Raw genomic sequence first — 18,267 nt, 5'->3', positions numbered from 1 at the left:
TGCGACTATTCCGGTTGGCTACGTTAGTCGACGTTGGCCGGGTAAGGGTGTCCTGCGGACTGTGTGCGGACTGATAAAGATCCACAGCGAGGATGAGAAGGGGTCCGGACCAGTCCGGACCCATGGCGGGCGCCGCTCGGCCCACCGTCGCCCCCCAGCGAGTGGGGGTCCTCACTAGTGAGGACCCACCTCCCCGGTGCGGGGTCGGCCGGCAGCGGCCGAATGATCACCGGCAGGTCGAACAGCGGTGAGCGGGCCGGATCCCGGTGAGGGCGATCGCGTCGCCGAGGCTGCAGCTCAGGGCCAGTTCGTGGAGTCCGGTGCCGTCGCATCCGGGCGTTACGTCGGCGCTGCACCGGGACCGGTCGGTCTGCAGACACTCGCTGATTCCGTCGCTGTGGGTGAGCTCGACGTGCGGGCACAGCCCCGGCCAACGGGGCGGCGACGGGGGCCGGTGGGTCTTGCGCTCGGCACGTCGGCGGGCGCGGCGCTGTTGGCGCGATCCGCCGGTCATCGCGGGGCGCGGTCGAGCTGGTCGGCCACGCTGAGCAGCAGCGCAGCCAGGATCCGTAGGTCGTTCGCTTCGGCCCAGCAGTCAGCGGTCATGTGCATGGTGGTGTCCTCGATGGCGATCACGGCGTGCGTGTCCTCGGGGCCGCAGCCAGGAGTGTTGTGCGCCTTGACCAGCCCGAGCGAAAAGACCGCGTCGGAGACGCGCAGCGGGTAGGTCACCGGCGTGCCGGCGTGGATGGTGTTCACACCGCGGGGGTCACAGACGCGCGGGTCGCACCACGGTGGGTGGGCGACGTCGTGCTGGTCGAGAGATCGGCCAGAAGTGGTCACAGCTGTGCTCCAGTCGTCGTTGCGGGCAGGGACAGGATCGACCGCGCTCCGGGCGCCGTGCGCTGGCCTGGCGGCCGGGGTGGGTGTCGACGCGGTGTCGCGGACGACCAGCGCAAGCCGTGCGCCGTGAGCCAGGCGGTGGCTCCGGTGAGGCCGTCGCGTTCGGTGGCGTCGAGCAGTTCGGCGAGGCGGTCACGGACCTGCGGCCAGTCCTCGGGGTCGATGGTGAGGAGGTTCTGGCCGCAGCGGTCGTCGGCGGCAATCTCGTCGTCGGTGCGTTCGCGCTGGGCGCCGGCCCACTCTCGGAAGCCGCGTGACCAGGCGATCTGTCGTCGGCCCCGGGAGACCTGCTCCCACTCCAGCCACAGCTCGACGTCGTCGGCGAGGCCGGTGGCCAGGGCGTCCCGCAGGATGGCGAACGGGGTCCGGTTCCCGCGGCGGCCGGCCTTCGCGGCGCTGCCGGTGATCTCGACGGTGATCTTGGCGAGGTACTCGGCCATCGCGTCGAGGGAGCCGGTACCGAGATCGACGGGCCGGACGTCGAGGCCACCGCGGTGCTCCAGCGGGGCGGCGAGGCCGGTACGGACCAGAGCGCGTTCCCAGCGGCCGAACATCGCTCCGCCGAGCTCGGCGACCAACTCGCGGGAGACCGGCGTGTCGAACGCGATCAGGGCGTGGACGTGCAGGTGCCAACCGTGCTCACCGTGGGTGGCCTCGACGACTCGGACCATGCCGAGCACTCCCCAGCGGTCGCGTTCGCGCTCGACGGATCGACCGCTGGTGACCGCACGCCAGGCGCGGGACAGGGCGTCCCACAGCTCAGCGAGGGACTGGCGGCGGTGGTGGCGCATGGTGAAGGTGAGCAGGTGGATCGAGCCGCCGGTCTCGGCAACTGCTCCCAGGACGTCGCGGACTTCCGCGGCGCGTTCAGCGGCGATCTTGCGTGCGCAGACCGGGCACGACCACGGCGACCCGCAGGACTGCAGGCCGGCGACCCCGGCACGCCGGGACCCATCCGGGCCTTCGGACACCCGCAGGACCGGGCCGCCGATGCCAGTCGAGGTCACGCGGCCGCAGTTGCGCAGACGCTCCAGCGACGTCCACGACCAGAGCCGGGCCCGCCACTCCAGTGACTCCCGTCGGCGGTCCCGTCGCCGTACCTCGACGTCGCCGGCGGGTCCGCCGTGACCTGCGGTGGAAGCGGTGTCCGCAGTGGTACCAAGGGCGCCGGCGCCTTCGGCGCCGCGCGCCCGCACACTCCTGTCTTCGCCCCGTGTGCGGGCGCGGGCCTCGTCGCAGAACGGCGCTGTGGTCGTCACCGCGCACCGCCCGACGCCAGGACAGCGGGACGCCTCCGGCGGCGCCTGGCCGGCGTGGCACCTCCGCTCGGGCAGGGGGTGGTGTCCCTGCCCTCGCGACGGCCCCGGAGGGCAGCACGGCCACCGCGGGACCCGCAAGCCTGGTCGGTCGGGTGCGCGCTGGTCGGGGCGGTTGCGGGCCCCACGACGTCCGTGCAGGCGTGAACGCGCCGACGCGAGGGCAGGGACACCAGGACACGGGTAACGGCCCGGGGGGCGCGCAGCGGCGCGTACGGCGGGCGCGGGGCGGGTGCGGGCGTGGCGGTCACGAGGTGGCTCGGCGGACGGCCGCGGCGTACTCGGGGTAGCCGCCGAGAAACGGGGCGCGGAAGCGGGTCAGGGTGTGGCCGGGGCGGGTGATCAGCGCGACGCCGGGGGCGGCGGTGGTGTGGGCGTCGGCGATGGCCGGGTCTGTGCCGGGGTGGAGCAGCTCGACGCTGGCGCGGTTGTCGGTGCGGAAGCTGATCCGCAGTGAGCACATGGCACGCTCGAACGCTCCGACCACTGAGGCCTCGGCGCGCTGGGCGAGGATCACCACGCGGACGCCGGCCTTGGCGCCCTCGGCAAGCAGGCGGGACACCAGGGCGCGCACGCGCTGGCCGGGGTCGTCGCCGCGGGTCTTGCCGGCGTCGAGCACGCGCAGCAGTCCGGGGTACTCCTCGAGCACGACGACGATCAGCAGGCGGGCGGGGCCGATCTCGATCTGGTCGCGGTCGTCGGGCAGGTCGCGGATCCTGTCGTCCATCTCGTCGACCACGGCGCGTAGGACCTTCTCGTGGGCGTCGAGGTCGGTCAGCCCGGCGGAGAGGCGATCGGCGTGGTGGGTGCCGCGGAACGGGCGCCAGAGCAGGCCGGTGGGGTCGCAGCCGGACAAGCTGACGTCATCGCGGCCGGCGAGCTGGGCGAGCAGGGCGTAGGTCCACACGGACTTGCCGGAGCGGGTGACGCCCTGGGTGATGGTGTGCGGCAGGTCGATCGGGTCCAGACGCAGCGCGTGGCCGGCGTCGTCGCGACCGAGCATGAGGTCGGTGCCGGGGTCGAGCTGGACGAGGGTGTCGAGCGGGTCGGCGTCGAGCAGGGTGACACGGACGTGGCGGTGCCCGATCGGCTCGACGCGCAGACTGTGGACGTCGAGGTGCGGGGCGATCCGCGGCGCGAGTGCAGTGACGTCGGCGGGAATCATGCCCGGCTGCAGCTCGGCGATCAGCACGGTCGGCGGGCCGAGGGTGATGTCGACGAGCTTCGGCGGGATGACCGTTGGGCCCGTGACGGTGTCGACGTTGCGGACGAGATCGGCGCCTTCGCACGCTCGGGTCCAGGCGGTGACGAGGTGCTCGACGAGAGCTTCGCCGTCGCGGTCGCGGCGAGGGCGGGCGAACAGGCGCACGGCAGTTCTCCGGGTGATGTGGAGCGACCCCGGACCCGCGACCGCGGGGAAGCCGGCCGGGGTACGGGGTCGCGTGATGGCGAGCTCGGTCAGGCAGCCGGGCGGCCGGCGGCGGTCACGGTGCCCGGGGTGGTGTCCTCAGCCAGCCGGGCCCACCAGCGAGCCGACTCCGCGGCGGCGTTCTCGGCGGCGATGCCAGCTGCGCGGCCGAGGCGATCGGTGAACGGGGAGTCGGTGACCCGGCGCCACAGTGCAGCCTCGGCCGTGTAGTGCGCCGCCCAGCGGCGGTAGTGGGCGATCCGGACCTCTGCGGGATCGTCGATGCCTCCGCGGGTGTCCACCAGCGTCAGACCCTCGCGCTGCAGGCGATCGAGCTCAGCGAACAGCTCGGCCCTCTGGGCGTCGGCGCCGGGCATCGGGTCACCGGTGCCCATCAGGCGGCCTGACCCTCGTTGCCGCCGGCCTTGCGGTGAGCGTGAGCGCCCTGGCCCTCGATCCCGTCGGCGCGCATCGACAGGGCGACACGGCCAGTGCCCTGAGCGACGTAGGGCACGGCAACAAGGTTGACGAACCGCACCGGCTTCCACTTCTCGGTCCGGGGCTCGTCGTGGCTGGCGATCTTCACCGCGACGACCTCCGCACGGTCGGCCTCGTCGTCATCGACCAGGACGTCGATCACCCACAGCGGCACACCGTGCTCGTTCTTGTCCTGGTTGCCCGAGCGCTTCCGGGAGCCGTCGGACAGTTCGACGTACTCGGCGCGCGCGGCGCCCTTGCCGGTGCCGATGAACGCGACGCGGTTGGTGTCGATCGGGATGGTGCGCACGGTGATCTCCAGGTGAGTGAGGTGGTGGCCCGCTGTGGGGCAGTCCGGCGAACTCTCGCAACTCTTGTATCCGCCTACAGACAGGGTAGCGATATCTCGCGACTCTTGCAATGCTGACTTCTGTCGCCTTACTGGCGACGCTCGCGCCGGAACAGGCGCAACAGCTGCAACGCGCGCAACGGGTATGACAACCTGTGCGGCATGACGGAAGGGGCGCGGCTCGTGCGGACTGCGGAGGCGGCTCGTGCCCTGTCGGTCAACCCCGCGACGTTGTCACGCTGGGCGCAGCAGGGGCTCGTGACCCCGAAGATGCGGACCGCCGGCGGACAGGCGCGATGGGATCTCGACGAGCTGCGGGAGCAGGTCCAGCGGCTGGCCGAGGAGCGCGGGCGGTCGGCGGACTGATCCGCCCCTGGGCGCGCGGGTCGTCGGTGGCGACCGGTAGGGATGACCCATGGTGTCGTCGTTGCGCGAGATCCGGGGTCCTGATCTTCCGGGTGCGGCGTGCGCTGATCTGGCGCCGGCGTTCGATCTGCACGTGGCCGGCGAGTCGGCCGAGGACCGCGCTGCGCGCCTGGCGATGGCGGCGCGGGTGTGCGCCGGGTGCTTAGTCGTGGCTGCCTGCCGGAGCGCGGTCGGCGCGGCCGAGGACGGGACGGTGGCCGGTGTGTGGGCCGGTGAGGTTGTCGAGCCGAAGCGGCGGCGCCCGGGCACGCTGGAGGCCAGTTAGCGGCGGGGGGACCGCACTAGTGCGGACCCTCTCCTGATCAGGTCCAGACCGAGGAGGTCTCGATCCCCTCGTTGGAGACACGCACCCACATGTCATCGCGAGTGAACGCCGTGCTGACGATCTCGTCGAGGTGTTCTTCGAGGAGCTTCACGGCGTCGGTGTCGAGGCATCGTAGCCACACGTGGCGGCCGATGACGTTGGTCCTCCGGCGCTGGGAGAACTCCCGGTCGTGGGTCAGGAGCACGGCTCGTTGATCGTGGGCGTAGACGGTCAGTTCATCATCGCTGGCGGTGGCCAGGCCCGCGTCGCTGGCCGACCAGGCGTCGTGACCACGGCGGCGGAGCATCGAACCGACAGCTGCATCGACGTCGTGGTCGAGCACGAATCGGACGCTGCCGGTTGAGCTCACGCGGCCCCGGACCGGACTGCTTCGACGTCAGCGGGGGTCAGCACCGGGAACGACGCGAGGATCTCGGTGTCGGTGCGACCCGAGTCGAGATGACGCCGGACGGTCTCTACCGGAAGCCGGGTACCAGCGATGAGTGGCTTGCTGCCCTTCGCTCCGCGGCGGCGCTCGGTCTTCCCGGCGAGAGCAGTGTCCCGGATTGTCGCTTCGCGGATCCGCCGGCGAAGCGGTCGCAAGTTCAGCACCTCATGGATCACCAGCTGGTCGGGCCGCAGATCACCTTCCCACGAGCCATCAGCGTGCTGGAAGTACACCCGGTTGCCCACCGTGGCGAACACGACCTCGGTGAGCGGGCGGTCGTAGCCGCGCGATCGGAGATGCTCGACGACCGCACGGATGTGCTGCAGAGAGACCTTGCGCGCCTTCAGCTCGGCGGCCACCAGAAGCGCGAGCACATCGACGAACCCGTAGAGCCGCACCCGCTTCCCGGGCGACAGACGTCGGTCCGTACTGGGTTCCAGGAGTCCGGTCTGCGCCCAGTAGTCGATCTGGCGCACGGTCAGCCCGGCGAGCGCGGCAGCCTTGTCGCGCGTGAGCGCGAGATGCTGGAGGTTGTCATCCCGCTCGTCGTCCGCCAACTCCGTCGCCGCCACACCTCAGAGCGTCTCATACCTGCAGGTGAGGGTGGGGGAACTATCCCAGGTCACACGCCGGGTTGGAATGCGAACGATCCCGGTGCCGGGCGGTGACCTGGTCGCGGGGTCAGATCACCGCCGGCCCGAGGACGGGTCAGTCGCCGGCGGTGCCAGTGAGGTCGACCCGCACGAACGCCGAGGGCCGGGTGAAAGCGAGCCCGTAGCGGCCTTCCAGGCGCAGCTGCAGCTGGTTGCTGCGGAACAGCTCGCCGGATCGGTCGACATCGAGGGTGGCTTCCTGTCGGACGACCAGCAGGGCGGCGGTCCAGTCGGCCAGCCAGGCGACGCCCGGGCGTGCGGCGACGGACTGGACGACCGGCAGCGGGCCCAGGACGTTGTCGGGCGGAGTGGCGAGCAAGAACGCGCCGTCGGGTCCCTCGCGAACGAGGTCGTTGTTCTCGACGTCCTCGGGGTGCATGACCCAGCCGGTGGGGACGTCGCCACGGATGGCGAGCTGGGTGCGCGCCTTCCTCATCGTGCGGATCGTGTCGTCGGTGTACTGCTGGACGAGGGTGCCGCTGGTGTACTCCAGTCCGGTCAAAGACTCGGCGTGGTCGGCACCGAGCGGGGTGTCGGGGTCGTCGCTGCCGGTCTCGCCCTGGCCCTCGAACACGTGGTACTCGAGCGCGCGGGCCAGGCCCCGACCCATCTCGGACTCGAGGAAGTCGCTGAGACCGGCGTAGTCGTCGAACAGGCGGATCGGGACCGGCTCGGACAGGTGGGCGAGCACGCGTACGCGGCCCTCGATGTCCTGCACGGTGTAGCGGCTGACCGGCTTGGGAGCGGCGTCGGGCACGGCCGCGGCGCGGTCCTGGCGCTCGATCTGACGCAGGTAGCTGTAGGTGTTGCCGCCGGCCAGCGGGATGCGGTTGAGCAGCAGGTCCAGCACGGTGGTCGGCGGGGACCCCTCGGCTACCGGCTCGGCGAGGATCGGCGAGGTGATGCCGATCGAGCCGGAGACGAGCGCCTTGGTGCCGTCCGGGCGTTCGATGGTGGCGCGGACCTGATCGAGGGTGGCCTTGGCCCAGGCGCCGGCGCGGCCGCGGAACCCGGTGCCGGTCTTCACAGCGCCGCCGAACGGGCGTGGATCGTCACCGAGGCCGATGCCCGCACCCAGGGCGTGGATCTCGGCCTTGACGGCGTTGTCGGTGTCGATCCGGGCGAGCGCGGCGCGGTCGGACTTCATCTGGCCGAGGTACTTCTCAACCTGGCCGGCCTCGGCGGCGGTGAATCCTCGGCCCTCGCGGTCGGCACGGTCAGCGATGGCGGTAGCCGCCTTGCCGTTGGTCTCCAGCCGCTCGCGTAGTGCGGCGGCGCGGTTGTTGCTCACGGTATGAACCTCTCGGGGCAGACGCGGACGGGGACGCGGTCGCTCAGGTGCGTCCGGACACCGGCGGGTGCTGCGGTCGTCGGCGGGCCCGGGTCCGCTCGCCCTACCTCGGAGGACCCCGTTACCGACCGAGGGACGAGACGAGGTGGGCGAGCGGATCGGGCCGGTCGACGCGGGCAGCGCGGGAGCGCCGGCGCCTCGGCTCTCCGTGCGTCGTGCGCGTGGTCGTGAGCCCGGGGCGGAGCGAGAAAACGCCACGGGTGTCGTGATCACGTGCACGGCGTGCCGGAGAGCGGGCGCGGTGTGAGCGGACCCGGGCTGGTCGGTCGCCTTGCCTCCGCTCCTGCAGAGGTCCTCGGCGGCCGGCGGGCGACGGGCGGGCGTCACGGTGCACGACCTGCAGCTCCGACCGTAGCCGACCGGGGTAGGCGAACGCGAGACGTACCAGGGGTGTCGTCTGGTGCCCCAACCACCGCACCGGCATCGAAGGGCTTTTCGGGGCGCCGCGAAGTTGCTTTCGCAGCGCCGCGAAAGTGATCTTCAAAGACTGTCAGGACACTGGTCGGGGGCGGCGCCAGGTCAGGACGCGGGGCGGTCCCGGTCGGGGCGGATCGTGCGGGTGAGCTCGACGCCGCGGCGGTACTCGGTGAGCTCGACGCCGGTGGCAAGCGGGAGCAGGCGGCTGGCGCGGTCGTGCTCGTTCCACCACCAGCCGATCGAGGTGGTGATCATGATGTGGCCGTCGTCGTCGGTGGCAGCGATCAGCGGCCGGCCCAGCGGGATTCCGAGCGGGATGTGTCCGGCGATGGCGACGAGCGCGGCCTCCGCCCGGTCCGGGTCGGTGTCGTCTGCGATGCGCAGGACCACGGAAACCTCCTGTGTGGATGAATGGCGGGCGGTCAGCACGCGGCTGACCTGGGGATAAATTCACCGGAAACCCGGGGCGACACGCGCTTCACTACCCGCGCGGTGTCCCGCGCGTGCGTGCCAGCGATTTCGACCCCCTTACCCCCCGTGGTGATCATCGGGCGTGCCCCAGGGCGCGGTCTGGCGGTCGATCTCGGTGCCGTCCTGCCAGACAGTGAGCTCGGCCAGGCCCGGTCCTGCAGAGCGGGTGCGGGTGACGAACGAGCGGCCGGACGAGGGGTCGGTCTCGACGGCGAACCGCTCGTCGTCCTCGGTGATCATCACGCGGCCGCGGTAGATCACGCGTGGCTGCGCTGCAGGTTCGTCGCCTGGCACGTGCGTGACGATCGCGTCGACGAGCGCGGTTGCATCGACGCGACTGCAGTCGACGAGCGCGAGAGTGCTCATCGGTCGGCGCTCACTTCGCTCGCGGCGGCGACGGTGCTGCCGACGGAGTACAGACGGTCGGCGGTGCGCAGCGCCTGGGCGAGCACGGCCCCGGGCAGCTCACCGTGGCCGTGGGCAAGAGTGGACAGGTAGGCGCCCGTGTCGTCGGCGAGGACGAGGAACCATCGTTGCGCGCCGAAGGTGTTGCGCTGCTTGTACTTCGCCACGATCGCGTCGCTCGCGATACGGACCTCGAAGACCGGCGCGTCAGCGTCTGTGACTGGCGAGCGCGTCGCAGCGACCGTGTGCCGATCGGCGTCGGCGGCGGGCGGGTGGGGGGCGGTCATCGTGTTCCTCCTGGCCGTCGGGGGCGGGAGCGGGGTCGGGGGCCCCGGGCGTCCGGGGGCAGGTGGGTCGCCCGTTCCTCGGCCGTAGGGGGCCGGGGTGGGCGGCAGACGAGCCAGGGCCGGCACCGGGGACAGGGACGAGGACGATCCTCGTCCGGTGTGGAGAGCCAGCCGCGGCGACAGCGGTGCTGCACCTCGGTGGGGTCGGCGACGTCCTCGCCGATCACAGACCCGTCGCGGTCACGTCGGCGAGCCACGGTCTGCACCGATCGTTGGTGAGCAGCATCGACCGACAGGAGGATCGGCTGGGGACGGACCTCGACGATCACTGGTCGTAACCCACAGCCCAGAGGTGATCTCGGGTGGCGGCGTTCGTCCCAGCTTCCTGGCCTGCCTGTCCTGGCTCTGGCCTGTCCTCTGTGTCACGCGTTCCATCACGCGACTCCTCACGTTGCTCATCACGGGTCACGTCACGGGTGGTGTCACGCGTGACGTGCTGAGGGTCGGCTCGTCGGCGCTGGCGGTGCCGGGCTTGTCGGTCGCGGTCCACGGCGCGCTTGTGCTCCAGCCCTGCAAGCTGGGCGGCGGTGGTCTGGGTGATGGCGAAATCGGTGATCTGCCAGCCGTGTGGTCCGGTGAGCCATAGGCCGGCCTCGACGAGCTCGGCGGTGCCGGTGTGATCGACACCGGGGATGAGCCGGAGGTCGTCGAGCTGCAGGGCGCCGTCGGTGCGGTTCGAGACCGACCACGCGAGGGCGAGCACGAACAGGCGGTGTGCGGGGTCGGACAGGCGGAGGATGCGCCGGTCGTTCAGCCACCGTTCGGGATAGCGAGCATCGGTCATGGCGCCCGCCGGCCGGGATCGACGCGGCGGTACGGACGTCGGACCTCACCGCCCGGGCGGCCGATCACGCGCTGTCCGTGCGGCGTGCGGCATCGAGCTGCTCGGCTTCCCACCGCTCGACGTCGGTCGATGAGTAGAGGACCCGGCGGCCCACCTTGACCCCGCGCGGCCCGTAGTCGATGTGCCGCCAGTAGCGCAGCGTGCCCGGCGAGGTGCGGAACCGTTCCGCAAGATCCTCGGTCGTCAACCACGTCCGGCGGTCGAACTCGGATGCCGGTTCCGAGGTGCTCCCTCCGATACCTTTCACGGCCGCCTCCACATGTTCAATCCTTGCCCGATTATGTTCATACAGTGTACTTACCAGTCGATGGACTTCACTTTCAAGGTCGTGGGCTCAACGTCAACGAGCGCAACGAGCGCTATCGTTCGGGCCGTGGACGACCCCGCCGAGCGCCTGGACCCCGGATCGTCGATCACCGCGGTGGTAGCCGATCGCGTGCGGCAAGCACGTCGCCAGGCCGATCTCTCTCAAGCTGAGCTGGCGGAGCGGATGGCCTCCCGAGGGCTGCCGTGGACGCGATCGACGGTGATCAATCTGGAGCGGCGCAGCGGTGGCGGTCGCGGCCGCGGCGCGGGAGGCCGCGGATCGATCGGCTTACACGAGTGGCTGGCGCTCGCTGATGTTCTGCGCGTGCCGCCGGCATGGCTTCTCGTCGGCCCGACCGACCGCGACGCAGGGGGCGACCCGTGGACGGTGCCGCTGTGGATCATGGGCCGAGGCGTGGACGAGGTCCGGGAGCCGTTGAGTCCGGCCGGTCGCGCCTACAGGGAGTACCTCAAGGTCGTCGTCCATATGGATCAGCTGGTCGAGCATTTCGATTCGATGCAGAGCCGGCGGTTCACGGACAGCCTCCGACCGTCCGGAGCGCTCGTTCCGCCGGACTCAGAAGAGGACGAGCGGGAGCTGTTGCGAACCATGGCCTTCTTCCTGACGAAGTTCTCGACGTGGAAGATGCGCCCGCCGGCCATTCCCTCGCGGGTCCGCAGTCGAGCAGACGAGTTGGGCGTGGAGCTCCCTGACGCAACCGGTTCGGACTGATCATGGCGAGCATCAAGAAGCGCCCGAACGGGATGTGGCGTGCTCGGTACCGGGACCCGGCCGGGCGTGAAGTGGCTCGGCACTTCGCGCGGAAGGTCGACGCACAGCGATGGGTCGATGAGGCGACAACGGCGCTGGTCACCGGGCAGTACGTGGACCCGGCCGCAGGGAAGGTGACGTTCCGGGACTACGCGGAGCAGTGGCGGACGGCGGCGCCGCATGGGCCGGCGACTCAGGACAAGGTCCGACGGTCGCTGGAGCGGCACGTGTACCCGACGTTCGGCCGGATGGCGATGCGGTCGGTGCGCCCGACAAGCGTCCAGGCATGGGTGACCGCGCTGCCGCTGGCCCCGTCGACCGCGCGGGTCATGCTCTCCTACGTCATCGCGATCTTCCGGGCCGCGGTGCGGGACCGGGTGATCGTGGCGTCACCGGCCGAGGGCATCCGGCCGCCAACCGAGGGCAGGGCCGAGGTCTACATCCCAGAGCCGGCGCAGCTGGAGGTTCTGCGCGGACGGCTACCGGAGCGGTACCGGGCCGTGCTCGATCTGGTCGTCGGGGCCGGGCTGCGGCAGGGGGAGGTGTTCGGACTGGAGGTCGACGGCCTGGACTTCCTCGCCGGCAGGGAGCTGGAGGTTCGGCAGCAGCTGCGCTGGGTGTCTCCGGACCCGGTGCACCTGGCTCCACCGAAGACGGTGGAGGCCGAGCGGACGATCCCGCTGGCCCAGGTCACGCTCGACGCGCTGGCGGCGCATCTGGCGGCGTGGCCGGCGCGGCGGGTGGCGATCCCCGACCGGACGGACCGGCGACGTCGGGAACCGCGGCAGAAGGCGGCGCAGCTGGTATTCACGACCGAGCACGGGCAGCCGATGACGCGGCCGTCCTGGTCGATGATCTGGCAGCCGGCCGCGCGCGCCGCGGGCATCCCGGAACGGGTCGGCCTGCACGCGCTGCGGCACTACTACGCGTCGGCGCTGATCCATCACGGCGAGTCGGTGAAGGTGGTCCAGCGCCGGCTCGGTCACTCGTCGGCGACGACGACGCTGAACACCTACGCGCACCTGTGGCCGGACAGCGACGACCGCACGCGCCAAGCCGTCGAGGCGGCGGTGGTGGCGCTCTCGGCCAGCGCTCCCCCGCACCCTCAGGCCCGGTAGTCCCGGCGGGCCGAACTTGGCGGCGTGCGGACTGGATGCGGACTCACATCCGATGATCAAGATCTGACCTGCAGTTATCGGCCTCATTGAACGGTGCACCAACTACCGGTGACCGCCCGCCCCTGAGCTGCGAGAACGCATGATCAGGGGGTGCCGGGTACAGACTCGGTACAACTGAGCGCCGAATCCACCAGCGTCCGGGTCTGGTCGACAGCGTCCGGCCAGTACCCGACGTAGGTGTTCAGCGTCACCGTGGGCGTCGTGTGCCCCATGGCGAGCTGCACCGTCTTGACGTTCGCTCCGCCGAAGATCAACACCGTGGCGAAGTAGTGCCGGAGGTCGCGCAGCCCGAACCCCGTCGGGAGCCCAGCAGTCTCGACCGCCGGACGCCAGATGTGCGACCAGTCGGCCCGGTGGATCGGGCGGCCGTCGCCGCGGGTGAACACCAAGGACGCCGGACGACGGGTCGGGCGTCGAGGATTGATCTCGTCCTCGATCTCCTCCGGCCTCAGCCTGAACCGGTCGAGGTGCCCCCTGAGCGCGTCTGCGACGACAGCGGGCAGCTCGTTGGTGCGGATGCTCGTCTTCGTCTTGGGCAACGCGAGAAACGGCTGACGTCCGCTGGTGACCGTGAGCTGTTGCCTAACCCGGACCTCCCGAGCATCCAGGTCGAGGCACTCGGCTTCGAGCCCGAAGATCTCGCCGCCGCGCCAGCCGCAGCCCGCAGCGAGATAGACGATCGCCCGATAGCGCGACGGCAGCGCATCCGCGAGCCGGTGCACCTCGTCCGGCTTGGCGATGTAGTAGGTGGCATCCGGGATCTCGGGCAGTCGAATCCCGGCGCACGGTGACGAACCGATGCGCTTGTCGAGCACGGCCGCGTTGAACATGGGCACCAGAACGCCGTGGAACGCGACGGCAAGGGTGCTCGGTGCCAGGTGCGGGATGCGGTCCTTGACCCAACCGCGGATGTGCGAGTTGCGAACCGAGGCGAGCGGTAGCGAGCCGACCACGGGGACGATGTGCCGGCGGATGGTCCGCTCGGTTCGCTCGGCCGTGCTCCCCCGGTGCAGCAGGGTCGCGCGCCACTGCTCAGCGAACTCGGCGACCGTCAGCCGTCCTGCCTGTGGATCGACGTACTGGCCCCGCGAGATGTCCGCGTGGACGTTGGCGTCGTGCCGGTCGGCCTCGGCGCGTCGAGCGAACAGCTCGGTTCGTGGCTTGCCGGTGTCTGGGTCCGTCCAACGCACCCGCCAACGCTTGCCCCGCCCATGTCGACCGGACGGCAGCCTCTCCCCCGTCGCAGGGTCACGCTTCCGCAGGTACCAGAGGTCATCGACGGCCACGATCTACGCCGCCTTGCCGTCGAGCCAGGCATGAAATCGCGCCTTCGGGACGAGCCAGCGTCGACCGATGCGCCGAGCGGGAATCTCACCCTCACGCACGTACTGGTAGGCCAGGCCACGCGAGAGGTTCAGCAGGTGCGCAACCTCGTCGACGGTGTACGTCAGCCGGTCACTGTTCGGCTGCACTTCCTCAGTCCCGGACATCGCCGCCTCCCCCAGTACTCGGGACGCTCCGGCGTTGTTCGCGTCGTCGTTCGGCGATGCCCAGTGCGATCTCTCGTTCCGCGTCGTTGCGGTGCCCGATGTGCACGACGGTCCAGTCGTTGACCACCAGCACCGATCCGGGCTCCGTGGGGGTGCCGAGGGCGGCGAGGGTCTCCCCGAGCCGGTAGGTGCGCCGGTCGCCGCGGATCGCGCCGAAGGTGGTCGAGTAGGCGCGGGACTTGGTGAGGAAGTGGCCGCGGAACCCGAGCATGTGGGCCCACCGGCGCAGGTTCAGGTCTTCGTACTGCTCGCGCCCGCCGAGCTCCCACGCGGTTTCGATGAGCCGTCGGTGGTGGGGGGTGATGTCGAGGTGGTCGAGGTGGGCGATGTCGCGAATCGGCCGGTCGGTGGCCTCGGACTTGCCGGTGCCCTTGGTGGCGTACTTGGCGACGTAGGCGGCCAGAGCTGAGTCGGTGATCTCGCCGTGGTCGTTCTCCAGCGCCGCCGCAGTCGTGCTCGCGATGGGCCGGATGTCGACCTGGGCGCCCCATGCGAGCGTCTGCGGGGTGCCGTCGGGTCGGTCCACGGTCAGCGACACGTCATGAGCGGCGTCCCGGATGGCCGCGTGCAGCGCCTCGGTGGTGATCCCGGGCGGTGGCGCGGTCCAGGGCCCCTCCGGGCCGTCGAGGCGCACGACGGCGTGGAAGTGGACCAGCCCGCGGCGCTGGTACTCGGCCATCTTGGCGTACGAGAGCCGGGCGTGGTCGCGGAAGTTGCGGACCCGGACGCCGAGCGCGTGGGCGACCAGGCGCCGGAGGCGGATGGCGAAGCGATTCCACAGGACCCCGGAGTGGGCCTGCCACAGGACCGCGCCGACGTAGTCGTGGGTTTCGGGGGCCAGCGCGCAGCCGACGCGGGGGTCGTCGCGGTGGTGCTTGTCCCCGCAGCGGCAGGGGACGACGAGGCCGCGGGCGGTGACCCGGCGGGTGTGCACCGGCCCGAACGACGGTGCGGTCAGGGTCACGAACAGCCGCGGGTGGGTGGCGGCGGTGTCGGGGACGCCCTTGCCTCCGGCCATTCCGGAGCGCAGGAGGTGGTAGGCGTCGGAGGCGTAGCGGTCCGAGCAGGCCGGGCACACGCTCGCGCGGCGGTTGCCGCAGGGGGCGAGGATGTCGCCTTCCCGTTCGGCGAGGACGGTGCCGGTGGCGCGGTCGTAGATGCGGGATGAGCCGGTGAGGTGGATGGGGGCGGCGCAGCCGCCGATGGCGGTGACCTCCCGGCGCCAGTCCTGGAAGCCGTCGGAACGCAGCAGGTGGGACAGGTCGTGGTCGTGCTGGTCGGACGTGGTCGTGGCAGCCGTCATCACGGCATCCCTCCGAGGGACGGGGTGAGTGGGTGTGGGGTGGCGCCGGCCCCGCCGGGAGCTGGGGCTCGTCTGCGGCGGAGCCGGGCCGGATCGGCCGGGGTCAGCGGCGGTAGAGGCGGTGCTCGTGCTCGATCTCGACCGGGCCCGGGGTGTAGCCGTGGTAGCGGGCCAGGAGCCGGGCAGCGGCTCGGTAGGAGCTGGCGTGGCCGACGAGTGCGCCGTGGTCGTTCTCGACGCGGTAGCGGCCGCCGTCGCGCAGCACCGTTCCGCCCTGCCCGGTGGTGCCGAGGCAGACCAGGGCCTTGCCGGGCTCGACGACGTCGACGTTGATCACGCCGGTGGAGCGCTGCGGTTCTTTCCTGGGTTCCGGTGACCGGGTCGGTTCCGGGATGGGCCGGAGGTGGTCCCAGCGCGACACCATGTCCCGGGTCGTCTTGGGCACAAGCACCGAGCGGGCTTGGCCTTCGGAGCCCGCGTGGTGAACGTGGTGGATACCGCCGAGCCGCAGGTGCCCGGTGTCGAGGAGCTGGGCCACGGTGTCCCCGTCGTGGCGGGCGAGGGCGTCGGCGCAGCCAGGTCGGGCCGGGTCGGTCCGCAGGACGAGTCCGTTGCGTTCGATGACGAACAGTCCCGGGTCCTGGGCCAGGGCGACGACGCGGGCGACCTCCCGCGGATCCTGCGTCGCAACCGGGCCGTGGTCGGCGGTCTCGACGGTGACCGGGTCCCCGAACAACGCACCCTGAACGGTGCTCGTCTCGGTGGTCATGCCGACCACCACCAGGTAGCGCGGGCTTCCCATGACCACTCTCGGGCGAGCTGCCGGACCACGTACCACTCAGCGACGACCGCACCGACGGTGACGACCCAGAACCAGCCCGAGGCACTGCCGAGGTAGAGCCACGTGGCGCCGACGATCAGCGCGAAGAGCAGGGTGAACCTGAGCCAGGTGCGCAGGACCCATGCGGTGGTGGTGCCCATCAGGCGGCCCCCCGCTCGGTGTCGAGGTCGATCACGTCGGCGTCCGGCGGGGGCGTGCAGCGCTGGACCAGTTCGGTGATGTCGTCGTCGGAGACGAACGCGGCCCGGAAGCGCACCGGCAGGCGTGAGCCCTTGTCGATGACGAAGCCGATCCCGGCGTGGCGGGCGTCGCCGGGGATCTCATCGGCCAGCGCCCCCCGCTCCCGGGCGCCTTCGCCGAGGACCATGTCGACGTGGCTCGCGGCGGTGACGCCCAGGCAGATCCGCTGAGTGAACAGCTCCCGCACGTCCACGACATCCTTGGAGGGCTCCTGCAGATAGCCGTGGACCGCGAACAGCGACGCCCGGCCCTGCGTCATCACCTCCGCCAGCAAACGGAGGGCGTCGCGGACCGACGTGCGGTCGCCGTAGGCGGTGAGCATGGCCATCTCGTCGATGACCAGCAGCTCCACCGGCGTCCCCACACTCGGGGTGCAGGCGCGGATGTTCTGGTCGCGCATGTCGTCCTGCCGGTCGCGCATCGCATCCCGGAACTCGGTCAGCAGCTCCAAAGCCTGCGACATCGAGGTGGCGTAGCGGTGGAACAGGGGCGCGCCTTGCTCGGTCTCGACACCGCCCTTGAGGTCGACCATCCACACGCGAACGATGCGGTCGCGGATGCACGGCCCGACCCCGCGCAGGGTCGACCACAGGACCGAGCCCTTGCCCGCTCCGGAGGCGCCGGCGACCAGGCGGTGCCCGCCGATGACGGGTGCGGTGAAGGGTTCGCCGCGCTCGTCGTCCCCGATCTCCACCGCACCCAGGTCCACATCCTCGGTCGTCTCGGGAATGTCCGGGGCCGGAATGGTGCGGGTGAAGGGCAACTCCCACTCGATGACGATCGCGACCACTCCCGGGCGGTGGCGGGTGATCGCGACCCGGTGCGCGATCAGCGCTTCCCACAGCACCGAGGAGCGCTCCTGCCAATAGGCCACGTCCTGACCGCGAACCATGCGGACGTAGACGGTGTCGATCGACGCCGAGGACGACCGGACCCGCAGCACGCGGGGCACGAGCTGGTCCCCGGTGTGCCGGTGCTCGCGGGTGAGCCCGCAGTCGGACATGAGCTGCGCCCAGCGACGGCCGCGGTAGACCGTCCAGCGCCGCCAGGTGGCCCGTAGGGCGGGTGCGGCGAAGCGGTCGAAGGTGGCCGGGTGGGCACGGCCCCAGACCGCCACCGAGGCGACCAGGACGCCGAGCCCGAGACCGGAGACGAGCGGCCCGAGCATGAGCACGAGGCCGAGGACGACGAGCGGGACGGCGACGAACCCGGGATGCCGAGCGGTCCAGGCCAACGCCTGGAACTCCCGACCCGGGGGCCGAGACGCGCGACCCGCATGGGTGCGTGCCGGGCCGTTGATACGTGTTGCGGTGCTACTACGCTTGTTCACTGCTACCAGTCCTCACGAGATTGTGTGTCGGGTAGCAGGGGCGCCCGCTGTGTGTTTCCGCCAAGAATCAGTGCAGCGGGCGACCCCACCACCCAGGTGGTCATTTCTGTTCGCGTAGAGCGCCGCGTGCTGAGTCCAGGTGCACGGTCAGGTGGGCGACGTCGCGGGCGAGGTTGTCGTGGGTGTTCTTGAACCCACCGGTCCGATACGGAATCCCGTGCAACGACCGGCGCAGCTCGCGCATCGCGGCATCCAGTTCCTCGACGGTGCGATCGACAGCCTTCGACATCACTTCCTCCACTCGCGGGAGACCAGTTCGGCCTCCCACTTCTTCGCCGAGGAGGCCATGACCCGCAGGGAGGCGTGCGCGGTCTTGGCCGAGGCCCGGATCTCCTCCGGCGACGCGGTCGACCAGTGCTCCCCGCTCGCACCGCTCTTGGCCGACACGCCCTTCCCGGACCGCTTGGACTTGGAGTCGGTGGCCTTCGCCGCGACCTTGTCGGCTTCGGCGAGGGCGTCTCCGACCAGCTGCAATGCCCGCCAGAACTCCCCGTACTTGCGCAGCGCACGGCGGTTGACCTTCGGGAGCGTCTTGACCCGGTCCCGGGCTCCGAGGTTGATCGCCACG

25 protein-coding genes are annotated in these 18,267 nt (G+C 71.1%); 4 read left to right on the top strand and 21 right to left on the bottom strand.

All coding sequences use genetic code 11. From position 1 onward, the window contains the following. Positions 1-510 precede the first annotated feature (510 nt). The 5 genes from ABD160_RS27765 to ABD160_RS27745 all read right to left on the bottom strand — a co-directional run bounded on the left by ABD160_RS27765 (position 511) and on the right by ABD160_RS27745 (position 4,414). Positions 511-759, bottom strand: a complete 249-nt coding sequence (locus ABD160_RS27765; RefSeq protein WP_344027774.1) for a hypothetical protein — start codon at positions 757-759, stop codon at positions 511-513. Between the two features lie 80 nt (positions 760-839). After that, a complete protein-coding gene (locus tag ABD160_RS27760) occupies positions 840-1,910 on the bottom strand; it encodes a protein rep (RefSeq protein WP_344027771.1) in 1,071 nt (356 codons plus the stop codon). A 556-nt stretch (positions 1,911-2,466) separates the two neighbouring features. Next, positions 2,467-3,588, bottom strand: a complete 1,122-nt coding sequence (locus ABD160_RS27755; RefSeq protein WP_344027768.1) for an FtsK/SpoIIIE domain-containing protein — start codon at positions 3,586-3,588, stop codon at positions 2,467-2,469. 89 nt (positions 3,589-3,677) lie between these two features. Continuing rightward, positions 3,678-4,022, bottom strand: a complete 345-nt coding sequence (locus ABD160_RS27750; protein WP_344027766.1) for a hypothetical protein — start codon at positions 4,020-4,022, stop codon at positions 3,678-3,680. Further along, complete coding sequence (locus tag ABD160_RS27745; RefSeq protein ID WP_344027763.1) at positions 4,022-4,414, bottom strand: hypothetical protein; 393 nt, start codon at positions 4,412-4,414, stop codon at positions 4,022-4,024. The genes ABD160_RS27750 and ABD160_RS27745 overlap by 1 nt, the downstream gene beginning before the upstream one ends. Positions 4,415-4,615: 201 nt before the next feature. Here ABD160_RS27745 and ABD160_RS27740 point away from each other — a divergent pair, with 201 nt between their 5' ends. After that, on the top strand, positions 4,616-4,819 hold the full coding sequence (locus ABD160_RS27740; RefSeq protein WP_344027760.1) for a MerR family DNA-binding transcriptional regulator: 204 nt from the start codon (positions 4,616-4,618) through the stop codon (positions 4,817-4,819). Positions 4,820-4,868: 49 nt separating this feature from the next. Continuing rightward, positions 4,869-5,144, top strand: a complete 276-nt coding sequence (locus tag ABD160_RS27735; RefSeq protein WP_344027757.1) for a WhiB family transcriptional regulator — start codon at positions 4,869-4,871, stop codon at positions 5,142-5,144. A 37-nt stretch (positions 5,145-5,181) separates the two neighbouring features. On the opposite strand, the gene ABD160_RS27730 is transcribed toward ABD160_RS27735, so the two are convergent. From ABD160_RS27730 to ABD160_RS27695, 8 genes are all read right to left on the bottom strand, one after another. Beyond that, on the bottom strand, positions 5,182-5,526 hold the full coding sequence (locus ABD160_RS27730; protein WP_344027754.1) for a DUF5615 family PIN-like protein: 345 nt from the start codon (positions 5,524-5,526) through the stop codon (positions 5,182-5,184). Between the two features lie 23 nt (positions 5,527-5,549). Further along, positions 5,550-6,203, bottom strand: a complete 654-nt coding sequence (locus ABD160_RS27725; RefSeq protein WP_344027752.1) for a DUF433 domain-containing protein — start codon at positions 6,201-6,203, stop codon at positions 5,550-5,552. A gap of 136 nt (positions 6,204-6,339) precedes the next feature. Next, entirely contained in the window at positions 6,340-7,575 is a 1,236-nt protein-coding gene (locus tag ABD160_RS27720) for a phage major capsid protein (RefSeq protein ID WP_344027750.1), read from the bottom strand. Positions 7,576-8,154: 579 nt separating this feature from the next. Beyond that, complete coding sequence (locus ABD160_RS27715) at positions 8,155-8,481, bottom strand: hypothetical protein (RefSeq protein ID WP_344027747.1); 327 nt, start codon at positions 8,479-8,481, stop codon at positions 8,155-8,157. Positions 8,482-8,580: 99 nt separating this feature from the next. Continuing rightward, a complete protein-coding gene (locus ABD160_RS27710; RefSeq protein ID WP_344027745.1) occupies positions 8,581-8,889 on the bottom strand; it encodes a hypothetical protein in 309 nt (102 codons plus the stop codon). Beyond that, complete coding sequence (locus ABD160_RS27705) at positions 8,886-9,215, bottom strand: hypothetical protein (protein ID WP_344027742.1); 330 nt, start codon at positions 9,213-9,215, stop codon at positions 8,886-8,888. The genes ABD160_RS27710 and ABD160_RS27705 overlap by 4 nt, the downstream gene beginning before the upstream one ends. Before the next feature lie 325 nt (positions 9,216-9,540). After that, on the bottom strand, positions 9,541-10,059 hold the full coding sequence (locus ABD160_RS27700; protein ID WP_344027739.1) for a hypothetical protein: 519 nt from the start codon (positions 10,057-10,059) through the stop codon (positions 9,541-9,543). A gap of 64 nt (positions 10,060-10,123) precedes the next feature. Continuing rightward, positions 10,124-10,378 carry a helix-turn-helix domain-containing protein gene (locus ABD160_RS27695; protein WP_344027736.1) on the bottom strand — a complete coding sequence of 85 codons (255 nt, stop codon included), beginning with the start codon at positions 10,376-10,378 and terminating at the stop codon, positions 10,124-10,126. A gap of 114 nt (positions 10,379-10,492) precedes the next feature. Between ABD160_RS27695 and ABD160_RS27690 the strand changes: the two genes are divergently transcribed. Both ABD160_RS27690 and ABD160_RS27685 read left to right on the top strand, forming a co-directional pair. Further along, the gene (locus ABD160_RS27690; RefSeq protein ID WP_344027731.1) at positions 10,493-11,158 is read left to right on the top strand and encodes a helix-turn-helix domain-containing protein; all 666 of its coding nucleotides are present in this window, start codon (positions 10,493-10,495) and stop codon (positions 11,156-11,158) included. Between the two features lie 2 nt (positions 11,159-11,160). Further along, positions 11,161-12,315 carry a tyrosine-type recombinase/integrase gene (locus ABD160_RS27685; protein WP_344027727.1) on the top strand — a complete coding sequence of 385 codons (1,155 nt, stop codon included), beginning with the start codon at positions 11,161-11,163 and terminating at the stop codon, positions 12,313-12,315. Between the two features lie 143 nt (positions 12,316-12,458). Here ABD160_RS27685 and ABD160_RS27680 read toward each other — a convergent pair whose 3' ends face one another. The 8 genes from ABD160_RS27680 to ABD160_RS27645 all read right to left on the bottom strand — a co-directional run bounded on the left by ABD160_RS27680 (position 12,459) and on the right by ABD160_RS27645 (position 18,266). Continuing rightward, positions 12,459-13,565, bottom strand: coding sequence for a tyrosine-type recombinase/integrase (locus ABD160_RS27680; RefSeq protein ID WP_344027724.1), 1,107 nt, complete (start codon positions 13,563-13,565; stop codon positions 12,459-12,461). Positions 13,566-13,664: 99 nt separating this feature from the next. Beyond that, a complete protein-coding gene (locus ABD160_RS27675; protein ID WP_344027721.1) occupies positions 13,665-13,865 on the bottom strand; it encodes a helix-turn-helix domain-containing protein in 201 nt (66 codons plus the stop codon). Continuing rightward, positions 13,852-15,228 carry a replication initiator gene (locus tag ABD160_RS27670; protein ID WP_344027718.1) on the bottom strand — a complete coding sequence of 459 codons (1,377 nt, stop codon included), beginning with the start codon at positions 15,226-15,228 and terminating at the stop codon, positions 13,852-13,854. The genes ABD160_RS27675 and ABD160_RS27670 overlap by 14 nt, the downstream gene beginning before the upstream one ends. Before the next feature lie 103 nt (positions 15,229-15,331). After that, positions 15,332-15,997 carry a hypothetical protein gene (locus tag ABD160_RS27665; protein ID WP_344027715.1) on the bottom strand — a complete coding sequence of 222 codons (666 nt, stop codon included), beginning with the start codon at positions 15,995-15,997 and terminating at the stop codon, positions 15,332-15,334. Next, positions 15,994-16,209, bottom strand: coding sequence for a hypothetical protein (locus ABD160_RS27660; RefSeq protein WP_344027712.1), 216 nt, complete (start codon positions 16,207-16,209; stop codon positions 15,994-15,996). The genes ABD160_RS27665 and ABD160_RS27660 overlap by 4 nt, the downstream gene beginning before the upstream one ends. After that, positions 16,209-17,477: an FtsK/SpoIIIE domain-containing protein gene (locus ABD160_RS27655; protein WP_344027709.1), complete on the bottom strand. Its 1,269-nt coding sequence runs from the start codon at positions 17,475-17,477 to the stop codon at positions 16,209-16,211. The genes ABD160_RS27660 and ABD160_RS27655 overlap by 1 nt, the downstream gene beginning before the upstream one ends. A gap of 262 nt (positions 17,478-17,739) precedes the next feature. Beyond that, entirely contained in the window at positions 17,740-17,928 is a 189-nt protein-coding gene (locus ABD160_RS27650; RefSeq protein ID WP_161152823.1) for a hypothetical protein, read from the bottom strand. Continuing rightward, entirely contained in the window at positions 17,928-18,266 is a 339-nt protein-coding gene (locus ABD160_RS27645) for a hypothetical protein (RefSeq protein ID WP_344027706.1), read from the bottom strand. The genes ABD160_RS27650 and ABD160_RS27645 overlap by 1 nt, the downstream gene beginning before the upstream one ends. Position 18,267: the final 1 nt, after the last annotated feature.

It is taken from the genome of Pseudonocardia kongjuensis, assembly GCF_039526905.1.
Classification (GTDB): domain Bacteria; phylum Actinomycetota; class Actinomycetes; order Mycobacteriales; family Pseudonocardiaceae; genus Pseudonocardia; species Pseudonocardia kongjuensis.
Note: the sequence above shows the minus strand (reverse complement) of the source record. Positions and strands in the feature narration are given on the sequence as shown.

Coding starts and splice junctions, on each gene's coding strand:
- ABD160_RS27750 (WP_344027766.1), bottom strand. CDS start 4,022: ATGGGCACCGGTGACCCGATGCCCGGCGCCGACGCCCAGAGGGCCGAG.
- ABD160_RS27740 (WP_344027760.1), top strand. CDS start 4,616: ATGACGGAAGGGGCGCGGCTCGTGCGGACTGCGGAGGCGGCTCGTGCC.
- ABD160_RS27735 (WP_344027757.1), top strand. CDS start 4,869: ATGGTGTCGTCGTTGCGCGAGATCCGGGGTCCTGATCTTCCGGGTGCG.
- ABD160_RS27710 (WP_344027745.1), bottom strand. CDS start 8,889: ATGAGCACTCTCGCGCTCGTCGACTGCAGTCGCGTCGATGCAACCGCG.
- ABD160_RS27705 (WP_344027742.1), bottom strand. CDS start 9,215: ATGACCGCCCCCCACCCGCCCGCCGCCGACGCCGATCGGCACACGGTC.
- ABD160_RS27700 (WP_344027739.1), bottom strand. CDS start 10,059: ATGACCGATGCTCGCTATCCCGAACGGTGGCTGAACGACCGGCGCATC.
- ABD160_RS27685 (WP_344027727.1), top strand. CDS start 11,161: ATGGCGAGCATCAAGAAGCGCCCGAACGGGATGTGGCGTGCTCGGTAC.
- ABD160_RS27675 (WP_344027721.1), bottom strand. CDS start 13,865: ATGTCCGGGACTGAGGAAGTGCAGCCGAACAGTGACCGGCTGACGTAC.
- ABD160_RS27670 (WP_344027718.1), bottom strand. CDS start 15,228: ATGACGGCTGCCACGACCACGTCCGACCAGCACGACCACGACCTGTCC.
- ABD160_RS27665 (WP_344027715.1), bottom strand. CDS start 15,997: ATGACCACCGAGACGAGCACCGTTCAGGGTGCGTTGTTCGGGGACCCG.
- ABD160_RS27660 (WP_344027712.1), bottom strand. CDS start 16,209: ATGGGCACCACCACCGCATGGGTCCTGCGCACCTGGCTCAGGTTCACC.
- ABD160_RS27655 (WP_344027709.1), bottom strand. CDS start 17,477: ATGCTCGGGCCGCTCGTCTCCGGTCTCGGGCTCGGCGTCCTGGTCGCC.
- ABD160_RS27650 (WP_161152823.1), bottom strand. CDS start 17,928: ATGTCGAAGGCTGTCGATCGCACCGTCGAGGAACTGGATGCCGCGATG.